This window comes from Nostoc sp. FACHB-110, assembly GCF_014697425.1.
Taxonomy (GTDB): domain Bacteria; phylum Cyanobacteriota; class Cyanobacteriia; order Cyanobacteriales; family Nostocaceae; genus Nostoc_B.
In genome coordinates this window covers 1-14,703 of record NZ_JACJRU010000010.1, presented here as the reverse complement: position 1 = coordinate 14,703, position 14,703 = coordinate 1, and the positions used below count along the sequence as shown (strand labels likewise).

Genomic DNA, 14,703 nt, shown 5'->3' with positions numbered 1-14,703 from the left:
CTAGATATTACGTTGGGCTAAATACTGATACATTTGCCAACGTGCATCGACTTCGGCTTGTGCTTGTTGTAACAATTGCTTGGCAATTTCTGGTTTACTCTTGGTGAGCATTTTGAAGCGATTTTCTTGATACATTGATGCTTCTACAGATTGTGTAGGAGCGCGCATATCCAATTGCAAGGGGTTCTTACCTTGTTCTCTTAATAGCGGATTGTGGCGATACAACAACCAACGTCCTGATTCTATTAAGGCTTTTTGGTGATTCATTCCGGTGGTCATGTTGATGCCGTGGGCGATGCAATGACTGTAGGCAATAATTAGTGAAGGGCCTTCGTAAGCTTCGGCTTCTAAAAATGCTTTGAGGGTATGGTCATCTTTTGCGCCTAAAGCTACACTGGCTACGTAGACATTACCGTAGTTCATCGCCATTAAGCCTAAGTCTTTTTTCGGTGCAGGCTTACCACTGGCGGCAAATTTCGCTACGGCTGCTTTGGGGGTGGCTTTGGAAGATTGACCGCCAGTATTAGAATATACTTCTGTATCCATCACCAAAATATTGACGTTGCGACCACTGGCTAATACATGGTCAATACCGCCAAAGTCAATATCATAGGCCCAACCATCACCGCCGATAATCCAGACGCTTTTCTTAACTAAGTAATCTGCAATAGATTTTAAATTGCAAGTTTTGGATTTTAAATTAGCATCAATTTCTGAAGTTAAAATGTGTTCTAATTTGTCTTTTAATAAAGCAACTCTTTCTCGTTGTTCCCAAATATCGGCTTCGTTTTTTTGTTCGGCACTGAGTATGGAATTAACGAGATTATCGCCTACTTCACTGCTGATTTGTTGTAATAATTCGGCTGCAAATTCGGCTTGTTTATCTATTGATAAGCGATAACCAAAACCAAATTCGGCGTTATCTTCAAATAAGCTATTCGACCAAGCCGGGCCGCGGCCGTCGGCGTTGGTTGTCCAAGGGGTGGTGGGCAAGTTGCCGCCGTAGATGGAGGAACAGCCGGTAGCGTTGGCAATCACTGAGCGATCGCCAAACAATTGTGTTAATAATTTTAAATAAGGTGTCTCACCACAACCAGCGCAAGCACCAGAAAATTCAAATAAGGGTTCTTGTAATTGTTGTTGACGAATTTGGTTTAATTTTAAATTTCTCCGGTCGGGATTGGGTAAGTTTAAAAAGAAATCCCAGTTTTGCTTTTCTTGTTCTCTTAAAGGTAGTTGCTGCGCCATATTAATGGCTTTTTTCGTCGGTTCAGTTTTACTTTTAGCAGGACAAATATTGACACAAATAGCGCAACCTGTACAATCTTCGGGAGCAACTTGAATAGTAAATTTTTGATGATTAAAATCTTTATCTTTGGCATTCACCGACTTAAAGGCGGATGGTGCATTAGCTAATTCACTTTCTTGATAAACTTTGCCACGGATGGCGCTGTGCGGACAAACCATCACACATTTACTGCATTGTACGCAGACATCCGGTTCCCAAACGGGGATTTCTTGGGCGACGTTGCGTTTTTCCCATTTGGCTGTACCTGTGGGGAAGGTTCCGTCTGCTGGTAAGGCGCTGACAGGTAAATCATCACCTTGCCAGATCATGATTTTACCGAGGACTTCTTGGATAAATTCGGGCGCACTCACAGGTAAGGAATTGGTCGAGAATAATTCCTCATCTAGCCATTTACCTTGTTCGGCGGTGGGGATATTGACTTGATGCAGATTATCTAAGGTCATATCGACTGCTTGCAAGTTCATACGGACGATATCTGCACCTTTTTTACCATAAGTCTTTTCGATCGCCTTTTTAATTTTGGCGATCGCATCCGCTTGTGGCAATACCCCCGCTAAGGCAAAAAAGCACACCTGCATAATTGTATTGATGCGTCCTCCCATGCCACTTTCACGGGCGACTTGGTTGGCATTGATGACATACAATTTCAGCTGTTTATCTAAAATTTGCTGTCGGACTTTCACGGGGAGATTTTGCCAAACTGTCTCTTTATCAAAGGGACTGTTTAACAAAATTGTCGCCCCAGTTGCCGCCCCTTGCAGCACATCGACCTTTTCTAGAAATACCCAGTGGTGACAGCCAATAAAGTTGGCTTTGTCTATCAGGTAGGTAGACCGTATCGGTTGCGGCCCGAACCGCAGGTGAGATACGGTCATGGAACCGGATTTTTTCGAGTCGTAGACAAAGTAACCTTGGGCGTAGTTATCAGTTCCCTCACCGATAATTTTGATGGAGTTTTTATTCGCCCCCACCGTCCCATCGGAACCCAAGCCGTAGAACATTGCCCGGACGACGCTATCGGGTTCGATGGAAAAGTTGGGGTCAAAGGAAAGGGAAGTGTGGGTCACATCATCGTGTATACCCACAGTGAAATGATTTTTTGGTCTTGGTTGAGATAAGTTGTCGAAAACGGCCTTCACCATTGCGGGAGTAAATTCCTTGGAGGAAAGGCCGTAACGCCCACAGATAATCATCGGTGGGACTTGATCTCGTCCACTACCACGGGCAGCGACAATTTCCGAGGGAACCTTGTCTCTGCCACTACCACGGGCAGCGACAATTTCCGAGGGAACCTTGTCTCTACCACTACCGCGTTCAGCATAGATTTCGTGGATAGCTGCAACCACATCGAGATATAGTGGTTCGCCGGTGCTACCTGCTTCTTTTGTGCGGTCTAAAACCGCGATCGCTTGTACAGTTTCTGGTAACATTTGCACAAACCTTTGGATATCAAAGGGACGGTAGAGGCGCACTTTCACCACGCCGACTTTTTCCCCACGGGCGTTGAGATAATCAACTGTTTCATGGACGGTTTCACAACCAGAACCCATGATGACAATTACCCGTTCCGCATCCTCAGCACCGTGATATTCAAAAATGCGGTAATATCTACCTGTGCGATCGCCAAATTGATCCATGATATCTTGGACAATTTCTGGACAGGCGTTGTAGTAAGGGTTTGCGCCTTCCCGCGATTGGAAGTAAACATCAGGGTTTTGGGCAGTACCCCGCAACACAGGGCGGTCTGGGGTCAAAGCACGGGCGCGGTGTTCTAAGATTAATTCGTCAGGAATGAGCGATTTAATATCGTCATCCGCCAATAATTTCACCTTCTGCACTTCATGAGAGGTGCGGAACCCGTCAAAAAAGTGCATAAACGAAACTCTTGATTTGAGAGTCGCTGCATGGGCGATGAGGGCTAAGTCGTGACTTTCTTGCACTGAAGCGGAACACAACAAGGCAAAGCCAGTCGCCCGCGCCGCCATCACATCACTATGATCGCCGAAAATGGATAAAGCATGAGTAGCCAATGAGCGTGCAGCCACATGAACAACTGTGCTAGTGAGTTCCCCCGCAATTTTGTAGAGGTTAGGAATCATTAACAATAGCCCCTGAGAAGCCGTAAATGTGGTACTCAGAGAACCTGTTTGTAATGCCCCATGTACTGCACCAGCCGCACCGCCTTCACTTTGCATTTGCACCACGCTGGGAACCGTACCCCAAAGATTGGGACGACCTTCTGCTGACCAAGCATCCGCCCATTCACCCATTGCTGAAGAGGGGGTGATAGGGTAGATAGCAATTACTTCATTTAATTTATAAGCAACACGGGCAACAGCTTCATTCCCGTCGATGGTTGCAAAGTTTTGGCTCATAATTGTAGTCCTGCCTTTACACGGCACTATCAGACAGTGTTACGAGACTAATTAGAAATAGCCAGAGCCAGAAAGTCGCTACATCAGAACTTGACGTGCGATCGGTTTTTTTGAGGCTGGGTATGGAGTGTAAGATGTGGAAATAACTACACCTCTGCACCTTTATACCCGCTAACATCATTGCTGTTGCACTGCGTTAGCCCTGCGCATTGTGCTAGCTGCATCAAAATTGAAAATAAATAATAGCAGGTAGAATTTAACCCTGGTGAAAATGATATTTGATTGATGGCTTGCGGCTCTTAAGTTGACTCTAAATAGTTACTGTATGACTTAGTATTGCATCTGCAATATCTTATTTATTAATATCTATTAGGAATGTACTCACTAATATAAATAATCTATAGACAAGGGTTTTATCTTGCTATTCTTGTTTTGTCGGGGTACAGGTTCGGGATTTTTATTACGCCTAATTATAAATTATTTTTGAGTATTTAATATATTCTAAAATTTTAAAATATCTAGTATATTTAAAAGGAAAATTTTTTCTGTTTATATAATTACTAATTAGCTGTTACTTGGGAACATATAGCACTCATATTTAATGTTTGAAATATACATAATATGTGTTATAGCGTTTCCTAGTCTGCTGAAGTACAAATTTCTGCGTACCTCTGCGCTTAACTCTGCGACCCTCTGCGTTTCAAAATATTACCTGTACCTCACTTAACTGGGAATCGCTATAGCACGATTCGTAACACATCTAAAGCACCCTACATGTAATGATTTTATACTTGAATGAATTATAGAATCAGGAAATAGAGAAGAGATTTTTTTACAACTAAAAGATTTGATTTTAGCGGAGAGAAATAAATTTATCATTGTTTTTTGGTTATTACTTATTCCTTATCCCTTCGTATATTACTTATGTTTATTTTGTGATTGTGGTGATATAGAAGCTGGCCGCTGAGTGGTAGTTTCTCGTAATAATAATAAAGGAATACTGAGCAAACCTAAAACCATCACGACTACGGTAATAACCCAAACAGATAAACGATTAGGTTGATAATCACCCCGTTCTATCTGCCAAAATACTTGATTATATCGCCATGCCGCAAGGGCGATCGCAACTATACCCACAATCACCAACGCAACGCCCAAGTTTTCCGAATTTAACCAAGTGTCTACAATCGGTTCTCGTTGGGTGAGGGTAGTATTCAACTGACGTAAGAATAAACCAAATCTGGCGATCGCAAAACCAAAGCCAATTAAAGCAATAGAAGTCCGTAACCAAGCTAAAAAAGTCCGTTCATTTGCTTGATGTTCCCGTTGACGGTCAATTTTATTCATGAGTAGTTCCTCTCCCCTACTCACAATAGAACAGTACAACAGTACGGAAAAGACAATAAGAAATCTTTATTTTCCCCTCCTACCTCCTGCCCCTTGCCTTTCTTTGTAAGCTAAAATTCAAGCAGTTCAAGCATTTCTCACACCAAAACAACTCATGTTGGAGATTCTGCAAACTCGAATTTACGAACTCGAACAATTTGCCAACGCCCTTGTGACAAACCAACTTACACACCTCAGTTTGTTAAGTGTTGGCATAATTTTTGCGGCTGGTTTACTGACCAGCCTTACGCCTTGTATGCTGTCGATGCTGCCAATTACTATTGGTTACATTGGCGGTTACGAAACGAAAAGCCGTCTGCAAGCCGCCGTCCAGTCAACATGGTTTGCTTTAGGATTAGCCACAACCTTGGCCGGAATGGGTGTCATCGCTGCTTTAGTGGGCAAAGTCTACGGTCAAATTGGTGTAGGCTTGCCGATAATCGTCAGTATCGTTGCTATTTTGATGGGGCTGAATTTATTAGAAGCTTTACCACTACAATTTCCATCTTTAGGCGAAACCAACTGGATTTCTTCAGATTTACCGCCAGGAGTTCGTTCCTATTCCATTGGTTTAACCTTTGGTTTAGTTGCATCACCTTGTAGCACCCCTGTTTTAGCTAGTTTGCTGGGATGGGTCGCTAATACACAAGACTTAATCTTAGGTGCTGTGTTGCTACTTTCATATACAGCCGGTTATGTAGCACCATTAATTTTGGCAGGTACTTTTACCGCGGCAATCAAAAAACTGCTGGAGTTGCGTCGCTGGTCTGGTTGGATTAACCCAGTCAGTGGTGCGCTATTGGTAGGATTTGGTGTATTTTCTTTAATTTCTCGCATTCCCTTTGGCAGTTTTTAACCGATGACTTTAGATAACTCAACGTCTACACAATCAAACTGGTTGTTAGCACCTTGGCGAATCCTCAGACGGGAAATTTTACCTGTACTGACAGATTTGCGACTGGCGATCGCTTTACTATTAATCATTGCCTTATTCAGTGTCAGTGGTACTGTCATTGAACAAGGTCAATCACCTGCATTTTATCAAGCTAACTACCCAGAACACCCAGCTTTATTTGGCTTTCTCTCGTGGAAGGTAATTCAAGTAGTTGGTTTAGACCATGTATACCGGACTTGGTGGTTTTTATCGTTGCTAATCTTATTTGGTACTAGCTTGACAGCTTGTACTTTTACCCGTCAGTTACCAGCTTTAAAAGCTGCCCAACGTTGGAAATATTACGAAGAACCTCGACAATTTCAAAAATTAGCTTTAAGTGCAGAATTAGATACAGCTGCTTTAAATTCTCTAACTGAAATATTAAAAACTCGTCGTTATAAAATATTTCAAGAACAAGATAAAGATAATATACTTTACGCCCGTAAGGGAATAGTTGGACGCATCGGCCCCATTATTGTTCATATTGGGATTGTCACGATTCTTTTGGGCGGAATTTGGGGAGCAATGACAGGATTTGTCGCCCAAGAAATGATAGCTAGTGGTAATACATTTCAAGTCCAAAACATTATTGATGCAGGCCCTTGGGCAGATGGCAAAGATTTAAAAAATTGGGCAGTAAAAGTCAATAGATTTTGGATTGACTATACACCTTCTGGTGGTATTGACCAATTTTATTCAGATTTATCTGTTTTGGATGATGAAGGCAAAGAAGTTGACCACAAAAAGATTTTTGTGAACCAACCTCTGCGTTATCATGGCGTAACTTTTTATCAAACTGATTGGGGAGTAGCAGCTGTTAAATTCCAATTTAACAACAGTCCTGTTTTCCAGATACCAATGGCGCAATTGGACACCCAAAATAAAGGGCGAATTTGGGGTACTTGGATTCCCACTAAACCCGATTTAAGCGAGGGTGTATCTTTAATTGCTAAAGACTTGCAAGGCATGGTATTAATTTATGATGCCAAAGGTCAGCTAATAGATACTGTGCGGTCTGGAATGTCTACTAAAATCAACAATACAAACTTAAAAATTGTTGAAGTAATTGGTAGTACAGGCTTACAAATTAAGTCAGACCCAGGAATACCATTAGTGTATGCAGGGTTCGCTATTTTGATGGCTGGTGTAGTCATGAGTTACTTTTCTCATTCACAAATTTGGGCATTACAAAAAGGCGAGCGCTTGTATGTTGGCGGTAAAACCAATCGCGCCCAAGTTGCTTTTGAAAAAGAAGTATTAGAAATTTTGGAAGGGTTAAGTAAGAAATCAACCGCACTAGTTTAAATTTGCACTGATACATTGTTTAAATCCCTAACTGATAAAAAAGTTGGGGATTTAACTTTTTTATCTGCGACTGACATATATAACCCCATCACCTATCGCCTGTTAATTGGCAACCGCTATAATTCTGGTGAGGATATGGGCGTGAATAGAGTCATAAACTAAAGCCTAGTGTCCGTAAGTTTTGGGGAAACCAGCCATGTTAGAGTACAACTTACCGAGATACTTGCCCTCTGGTGAGGAACTACCAGACTCTGATGATACACCTGTGGATAATGAACTGCAAGAATTAATACCAGGGTTGCTGAAGGCAATTCTGTTAATACTTTGGTCAGAACGTATGGATTGGTTCTTTGGGGTAGACATGGGTATTTATTATCACCCTGATGAACCGCCCATTGTCCCAGATGGGTTTTTGAGTTTGGGTGTAGAAAGGTTTTATGATGAAGAACTGCGTCCTAGCTATGTGCTGTGGGATGAAAATGTGATCCCAACTTTGGTGTTAGAAGTAGTTTCGCAAAACTATCGCAAAGAATACAGCCAGAAGTTAAACGAATACGAGGCATTGGGCATACTTTATTATGTAATTTACTCTTCTCGCCGTCGTCGCAAACCTCGCTTAGAAGTATATAAGTTAGTGAATGGTAAATATCAACTACAATCAGGTAATCCTGTTTGGTTAAGCGAAATTGGTTTAGGAATTGGTTGCGAACGGGGAAATTACTGCGGTGTAACCAGAGAATGGCTTTATTGGTATGACGAAGAAGGAAAAAGATATCCCACACCTGAAGAACAAATTAAGCAAGCACAACAACTTGCTGAGTTAGCACAACAACAAGCGCAACAAGCCGTAAGGCTGGCCCAACAAGAAGCAAAACGCGCTCAACAACTAGCAGAACAGTTAAGAGCCTTGGGAATAGATCCAGATACTTTAGATTAAGAGTTGAGTTGGAGCAGAATTAATTCACATTCATGATACTTATATGGTTCAAGTCGTTCAAGCTCAAAATATTGGAATTGCCTATTTAGAGGAAAGATTTAGTCTAAAAATCTCAGAAAATGAAAGATTTTTCCACGAATGGCTGGAGGATTTACCGGAAGTTACAACTTTACAAAAACAAGATTTGGATAGAGTAAAATCTAATTTTTTAAGTTTAGTTAAACGTCCACCAATTTTAGAAAATGCTGTCAAAATGGTGATACTGTCACCTCTATTAGACTTAGCAGGATTTTATCGTGAGCCATTTGCGATCGCCACTGAAGAGTCTGTAGAAATTGCAGTTGAAAATGCAGAAGAAATTGTCAGAGGCAGAATTGATGTCTTGGTAATTCAAGAACAATTCTGGCTGTTGGTAATAGAATCTAAAAGAGCAAGTTTATCTCTTCTAGAAGCAATTCCCCAGGCTTTAGTGTATATGTTGGGTAGTCCCAATACAGAGAAGCCTTTGTTTGGACTTGTAAGCAATGGTGAAGATTTTCAATTTATCAAGCTAATAAAACAAGATCAACCTCAATATGCTTTGTCTGATAAATTTACTTTATCTAGGCGAGAAAATGAGTTATATATAGTTCTGCAAATATTAAAAAAAATCAGTCAAGTTTTAACTTAATGTATGTCTAATCGTCCTATCTATCTTGATTGCCATGCTACTACACCTCTAGACGAAAGAGTATTAGCAGCAATGTTGCCCTATTTCACCGAAAAGTTTGGCAATCCTGCTAGTATTAGTCATGTTTATGGTTGGGAAGCAGAAGCGGCTGTCAAACAAACACGAGAAATATTAGCAGCAGCCATTAACGCCACACCCGAAGAAATTGTTTTTACAAGTGGTGCAACAGAATCAAATAATTTAGCAATTAAAGGTATAGCTGAAGCTTATTTTCAAAAAGGTCAGCATATTATTACTGTAGCGACCGAACATAAAGCAGTTTTAGACCCTTGCGAGTATTTGAAAACGCTGGGTTTTGAAATTACCATCTTACCAGTAAAACAAGACGGAATAATTAATTTAACCCAATTAGAAACAGCCTGTCGTCCAGATACGATTTTAGTATCCGTGATGGCGGCGAATAACGAAATCGGCGTTTTACAACCGATAGCAGAAATTGGGAAAATTTGCCGCGATCGCAATATAATTTTCCATACAGATGCCGCCCAAGCTATCGGTAAAATACCCTTAGATGTGCAGACAATGAACATTGATTTAATGTCGCTGACTGCCCATAAAGTCTACGGGCCAAAAGGTATCGGTGCATTGTATGTCCGTAGGCGCAACCCCAGAGTTCAACTTGCACCGCAGCAACATGGCGGCGGACACGAGAGGGGAATGCGTTCGGGAACTTTGTACGCGCCGCAAATTGTTGGTTTTGGTAAAGCTGTAGAAATTGCTTTAGCAGAACAAGCAACCGAAACCCCACGCCTTAACCAACTCAGACAAAATTTGTGGACACAATTATCACAGTTAGAAGGAATTCACCTCAACGGACACCCAACGCAACGACTCCCAGGAAATTTGAATATTAGCGTTGAAGGAGTTGATGGTGCAGCACTAACTCTCGGACTGCAACCAGTAATGGCAGTATCATCTGGTTCTGCTTGTTCCTCAGCAGTTACCGCACCTTCCTATGTTCTCACCGCCTTGGGACATCCTGAGCAGTTAGCTTACGCTTCCGTGCGCTTTGGCATAGGGCGGTTTAACACTAGCCAAGAAATTGATATAGTAGCAAAATCGGCGATCGCTACCATTCAAAGTTTACGCAAGCAAAAAATTCTAGTTGAAAAATAGCTTTTGACTTAAGCCTTTTTAGGAATATCTGCTGCCAATAAGTCATCAACAATACTTAGTCTCTTACCTGTTACCTTTAGAAGGCTACAACTTATTGCTTAAATAATAAATTTCTATCTATGGATAGATGCTAAAATAATCTGCTGATAAAAATATAGCTATATATTGATAAATTTTTATATCTTTTGATATATCAACCATTAGCAAAAATAATTTTAAGATAAACTATCGGCAAAATCCTACTTAAATTAGTTAATGAGCGCGGATAAACACTAGATGTTATATCAGTGTTTATCTGTCTTTACTGATATGTTTTTTTATTCAAAACAAGCTATTTTGATTGATAAATAAATTAATTTTTGTCTGAGATAGTAAGATTTTTGATAGAGAAAGATTAAGAATGCTATCGTAAAAGCAAAATCACTTGCTCAAGATTGAGGCAAATATTATGGCTACTACATTAGTAGAGGCTAATTCTATCGAATCATGGTTGGGTAAAGAAGCGGAAGATTTGCTAACTTACAAAGCCAAGGTTTCTCAAAATTTATTGCATTTACCAGGGCCAGACTTTATTGATAGAGTCTGGCTTAATAGCGATCGTAATCCGCAAGTATTACGAAACCTACAACAAATTTATTCTACAGGTCGCCTAGCAAACACTGGCTATCTCTCAATTTTGCCAGTTGATCAAGGCATTGAACACTCAGCTGGGGCTTCTTTTGCACCCAATCCGATTTACTTTGATCCTGAAAATATTATTAAATTAGCAATAGCTGGTGAGTGTAATGCTGTTGCTACAACTTTAGGAGTATTAGGCAGTGTTTCACGTAAATATGCTCACAAAATTCCCTTCATTGCCAAAATCAATCACAACGAACTATTAACTTTTCCCAATCAATTTGATCAAGTATTGTTTGCAAGTGTCGAACAAGCTTGGAATTTAGGTGCGGTTGCAGTAGGCGCAACAATTTATTTTGGTTCTGAACAATCGACCAGACAAATTCAAGAAATCAGTCATGCTTTTAAACGCGCCCATGAATTAGGAATGGCGACAATTCTTTGGTGCTATTTGCGTAATAATGCTTTCAAACAAGACAAAGATTATCACCTGGCTGCTGATTTAACTGGCCAAGCCAATCATTTAGGCGTGACAATAGAAGCCGATATTATTAAACAAAAACTGCCCGAATGTAACAATGGTTATGGCGCAGTTGTCAAAGCTACAGGCAAAAGTTACGGCAAAACTCATGAGCAAGTTTATACAGATTTAACAACCGATCATCCCATCGATTTAACTCGTTATCAAGTGCTAAATTGCTACTGTGGACGCGCTGGACTAATCAATTCTGGTGGTGCATCCGGTAAAAGTGATTTTGCTGAAGCAGTTCGCACCGCCGTAATTAATAAACGCGCTGGTGGTACAGGTTTAATTTCTGGACGAAAAGCTTTTCAACGTCCCTTTGAAGAAGGAGTGAAACTATTTCACGCCATTCAAGATGTTTACTTATCGCCAGATGTAACCATAGCTTAGAAAACTGTAGAGATTAGAGGCTAGAGATTAGTATTTTACTCAGCACTTTCAAGAACGAGAAAATCTCTAGTCTTTATTTTGAGGATTAGTGTGTTTATGGCATCCTAAAAGCACTAATTTACAATTAGAGGTAAGATATGTGGTGTATTTTTTATAATATTGAAACTAAGCTTAAGTCTCAAAACTAATACACAAAACTGTACTACTTTTGCGTAGCGAAGTCGTGAGTAGTCAGTATGAAAATTGTTCAAGAAGTTTCTTTGATTAGTGTTGGAAGTTTTGAAGAATCAAATGATTGGTTTATGATTCGGGCTGAAATTAGAGAGGCTATTTCTCTCATCGTTCATCCTCCTGATACATCGAGCTTTACAATCAATCCAGCAAAACACGGTAATGGTGTCAAGCCTATTAAAGAAGCTTGTATGATTGCGTTGAGGGATAGATTTGGATGGAGTTTGGAAACTTCCATTAATTATGCAACTAAATCACCTGGAAAGGTGGATGCAACGAAAGTTATTGATAACTATCTTTTTACTCTTGAGTGGGAAACAGGCAATATTTCCTCAAGCCATCGAGCCGTTAATAAAATGATTCTTGGGTTGCTACGTGGTGTTTTTCTAGGTGCTGCCTTGGTAATTCCAAGTAGAAAACTTTACCCTTATTTAACTGATCGCATTGGCAATTATGAAGAGCTAGAACCTTATTTTGATGTTTGGCGAGCAGTTAGAATTGAAGAGGGTTTTTTAGCAATTTTTGTAATTGAACACGACCAAGTAGATAGCAGTGTACCAAAGATTACTAAAGGAACAGATGGTCGTGCATTAATCTAAAAGCTATGTAGAAAATGGAATTGGCAGTTGTGACGCAGTGTTTTTTTGCTTCTGTTTTTTGCTTCCCCTTGCCGATTCCCACTGCTCTACAATCCCATTAGCTAGATTGGTTAGTCGTTCTACAGCTGGTTCTGTGTCCCCAATTTCTGAACCAATCCAGTAACGGTGTAGTTTTTCTGCTGCATAGAATGTAGTTCCAGAACCCCCAAATGGATCGACCACAATTTGACCTGGATTCGATGCCATTGCAATAATCCGTTCTAACATGATGGGAGCCAGTTCATTTGGCACGCGTTTTTTGTGCCGACGATGCCGAACTGGTGGGATATCTGTCCACATTTCTTCTGCTAATGTCCATAAAACTTCAGTAGAATCAGCTTCTTTTGTATCTTTCCAAACATCTTCTGGTGCGTCCCAAACATCCATTAAATTAATACCTTTTTCATTCAGCTTCTTTCGATGTCCGCCATAGTCACGAATTTCTCCGCCACAGTGCCGACAAACTTGAATAGGTGTATAAACTTTGTTAAAAACTGCTGGCTCTCCTTTTGTGTGATAAATTAGACCATAGTGAGCAGGAGACATCCTTTTACCTCTAGGAAAAGCCTTCGGCATTCTACAAGCAATCCAATGGCGAAACCACATCCCCCGACGATTGAGGTAAGCACCATACTCTATGCACCATCTAGGCAAGTTGAAGACAAACAGACTTCCACCAGGTTTCAGCACTCGAACACACTCACTTAACCATTGTTGCGACCAGTCTAAATACTTATCTACATCCATGCGATCACTAACACCTTCACCGTATTCTTTGCCAAGATTAAAGGGTGGATCGGCAAATACAAGCTCTACGGACTCATCAGGCAAAGCTGACAGCAGTTTCAGACAGTCTCCTTGATAGAGTATGCCGTGTTTACTCATGTAAACCTGTTGCAGTCCTTGTTGAGTTGCAATATCAGGTGTAATTACTTGAAACGGAAGCATTCATTTTGCCTTAAGTACATAGGTTTCCACATTGCACCCTTAAAGGTAACTCAAATTCTGTAGAGAGGTAAACTGCGATTTCTAACGACCAGATGCTCCTCGTCTACACGTAACGCCACTACTAGTCCATCCTGGCCACGAAATATTACTACTTACTGTCCTAACAGCGATCATGCTAGTACAATGTTAGTCCGTAATTGCTAGCTTAGTGCGAAAGTCTACTAGAAATCTTAAAATTACATAGTGAATAAGGGAATTATCTATGGCTGATACTTATTACTTTATTAAAGACTTGATTAATGATTTGGAAAGAGGAAGAATCAGAATTCCATCTTTTCAAAGAGGTTTTGTTTGGGAACCCAATCGAGTTGCCTACTTCATAGATAGTATTTACAAAGGTTTTCCTTTTGGATCTGTATTACTTTGGAGAACTAAAAATCCTCTACGAACTGAAAGAAATCTTGGCCCTTATAGACTTCCTGAAAATGATCCAGAATATCCTATAGATTATGCTCTTGATGGGCAGCAAAGAATAACTTCTATTTTTGGTATATTTCAAACTTCTCTTACTGCTGAAGAAGGTGAAAGCACTGATTGGACACATTTGTTCTTTGAACTTAATAGTGAAGCATCAGTTCGGTTTCAATATTTAGAAGATTTTACTAATTATGACACTGATAAGTTTTTCCCATTAAAATATGTATTTGATTCTCCTAAATATAGACAGATTACTAGAAATTTAGATGAAAGTTTAGCACAACAAATAGATGATTTAGTTGAAAGATTTACAAAAGATCGAATTCCTGTGGAAAGGTTTGAAAGCGAAGAACGTAAGTATGTGGCAACAGTTTTTGAGAGAATCAATCGACAAGGCGTTGAATTAGATACTTTCCAGCTTTTATCTGTATGGAATTGGAGTGAAGATTTTGACTTGCAAGAAAAGTTTAAGGAACTAGGCGAAGAATTAGAACCATTTGGCTTCAAAGAAGTTGGTTCAGATTTACTGCTCAAATGTTGTTCTGCTGTAGTAATGAATAGTGCTGATCCAGAGGCTTTTATGAATCTTCCTGGTAGTACAGTAAGAGAAAAGTTTGATGAAATTCGGATAGGCATATTTAGAGCTATAGATTTTTTAAAAACTGAGTTCAATGTTTTCTGGTTCTTCGGTTAATTTTATGGAGAGTTAATAGTAAAGTGCCAGTTTAATAAACTGCGTAATCTGAAATTACTAAAGTTACGAAAGCCATATCCAAGCCTTTTAAT

11 protein-coding genes are annotated in these 14,703 nt (G+C 40.1%); 8 read left to right on the top strand and 3 right to left on the bottom strand.

The features are described 5' to 3' along the window. Positions 1–3,684: a pyruvate:ferredoxin (flavodoxin) oxidoreductase gene (gene nifJ, locus H6G69_RS11975; RefSeq protein WP_190686478.1), complete on the bottom strand. Its 3,684-nt coding sequence runs from the start codon at positions 3,682–3,684 to the stop codon at positions 1–3. A 918-nt stretch (positions 3,685–4,602) separates the two neighbouring features. After that, positions 4,603–5,031: a YidH family protein gene (locus tag H6G69_RS11970; protein WP_190686475.1), complete on the bottom strand. Its 429-nt coding sequence runs from the start codon at positions 5,029–5,031 to the stop codon at positions 4,603–4,605. Between the two features lie 154 nt (positions 5,032–5,185). On the opposite strand from H6G69_RS11970, the gene H6G69_RS11965 reads away from it, so the two are divergent. The 7 genes from H6G69_RS11965 to H6G69_RS11935 all read left to right on the top strand — a co-directional run bounded on the left by H6G69_RS11965 (position 5,186) and on the right by H6G69_RS11935 (position 12,453). After that, the gene (locus tag H6G69_RS11965; RefSeq protein ID WP_190686473.1) at positions 5,186–5,926 is read left to right on the top strand and encodes a cytochrome c biogenesis protein CcdA; all 741 of its coding nucleotides are present in this window, start codon (positions 5,186–5,188) and stop codon (positions 5,924–5,926) included. 3 nt (positions 5,927–5,929) lie between these two features. Then, positions 5,930–7,309 (top strand): cytochrome c biogenesis protein, encoded by a 1,380-nt coding sequence (locus H6G69_RS11960; RefSeq protein WP_190686470.1) that lies wholly within the window; start codon positions 5,930–5,932, stop codon positions 7,307–7,309. A 196-nt stretch (positions 7,310–7,505) separates the two neighbouring features. Beyond that, positions 7,506–8,246 carry a Uma2 family endonuclease gene (locus H6G69_RS11955; RefSeq protein ID WP_190686467.1) on the top strand — a complete coding sequence of 247 codons (741 nt, stop codon included), beginning with the start codon at positions 7,506–7,508 and terminating at the stop codon, positions 8,244–8,246. A gap of 43 nt (positions 8,247–8,289) precedes the next feature. Next, positions 8,290–8,916, top strand: coding sequence for a type I restriction endonuclease (locus tag H6G69_RS11950; RefSeq protein WP_190686465.1), 627 nt, complete (start codon positions 8,290–8,292; stop codon positions 8,914–8,916). 3 nt (positions 8,917–8,919) lie between these two features. Continuing rightward, positions 8,920–10,092, top strand: coding sequence for an IscS subfamily cysteine desulfurase (locus H6G69_RS11945; RefSeq protein ID WP_190686463.1), 1,173 nt, complete (start codon positions 8,920–8,922; stop codon positions 10,090–10,092). A 448-nt stretch (positions 10,093–10,540) separates the two neighbouring features. Further along, positions 10,541–11,623, top strand: coding sequence for a class I fructose-bisphosphate aldolase (locus H6G69_RS11940; protein WP_190686459.1), 1,083 nt, complete (start codon positions 10,541–10,543; stop codon positions 11,621–11,623). Positions 11,624–11,859: 236 nt separating this feature from the next. Further along, complete coding sequence (locus H6G69_RS11935; protein WP_190686458.1) at positions 11,860–12,453, top strand: restriction endonuclease; 594 nt, start codon at positions 11,860–11,862, stop codon at positions 12,451–12,453. Between the two features lie 3 nt (positions 12,454–12,456). Here the strand turns inward: H6G69_RS11935 and H6G69_RS11930 are convergent, their stop codons facing one another. Further along, entirely contained in the window at positions 12,457–13,440 is a 984-nt protein-coding gene (locus tag H6G69_RS11930; RefSeq protein WP_190686455.1) for a site-specific DNA-methyltransferase, read from the bottom strand. Between the two features lie 262 nt (positions 13,441–13,702). Between H6G69_RS11930 and H6G69_RS11925 the strand changes: the two genes are divergently transcribed. Further along, positions 13,703–14,611 carry a DUF262 domain-containing protein gene (locus H6G69_RS11925; protein WP_190686452.1) on the top strand — a complete coding sequence of 303 codons (909 nt, stop codon included), beginning with the start codon at positions 13,703–13,705 and terminating at the stop codon, positions 14,609–14,611. The last annotated feature ends 92 nt before the right edge of the window (positions 14,612–14,703 follow it).

Bases quoted from the DNA above. Each gene is read 5' to 3' on its own strand.
- H6G69_RS11970 (WP_190686475.1), bottom strand. From the start codon at position 5,031: ATGAATAAAATTGACCGTCAACGGGAACATCAAGCAAATGAACGGACT.
- nifJ (WP_190686478.1), bottom strand. From the start codon at position 3,684: ATGAGCCAAAACTTTGCAACCATCGACGGGAATGAAGCTGTTGCCCGT.
- H6G69_RS11945 (WP_190686463.1), top strand. From the start codon at position 8,920: ATGTCTAATCGTCCTATCTATCTTGATTGCCATGCTACTACACCTCTA.
- H6G69_RS11965 (WP_190686473.1), top strand. From the start codon at position 5,186: ATGTTGGAGATTCTGCAAACTCGAATTTACGAACTCGAACAATTTGCC.
- H6G69_RS11935 (WP_190686458.1), top strand. From the start codon at position 11,860: ATGAAAATTGTTCAAGAAGTTTCTTTGATTAGTGTTGGAAGTTTTGAA.
- H6G69_RS11960 (WP_190686470.1), top strand. From the start codon at position 5,930: ATGACTTTAGATAACTCAACGTCTACACAATCAAACTGGTTGTTAGCA.
- H6G69_RS11950 (WP_190686465.1), top strand. From the start codon at position 8,290: ATGGTTCAAGTCGTTCAAGCTCAAAATATTGGAATTGCCTATTTAGAG.
- H6G69_RS11940 (WP_190686459.1), top strand. From the start codon at position 10,541: ATGGCTACTACATTAGTAGAGGCTAATTCTATCGAATCATGGTTGGGT.
- H6G69_RS11955 (WP_190686467.1), top strand. From the start codon at position 7,506: ATGTTAGAGTACAACTTACCGAGATACTTGCCCTCTGGTGAGGAACTA.
- H6G69_RS11930 (WP_190686455.1), bottom strand. From the start codon at position 13,440: ATGCTTCCGTTTCAAGTAATTACACCTGATATTGCAACTCAACAAGGA.
- H6G69_RS11925 (WP_190686452.1), top strand. From the start codon at position 13,703: ATGGCTGATACTTATTACTTTATTAAAGACTTGATTAATGATTTGGAA.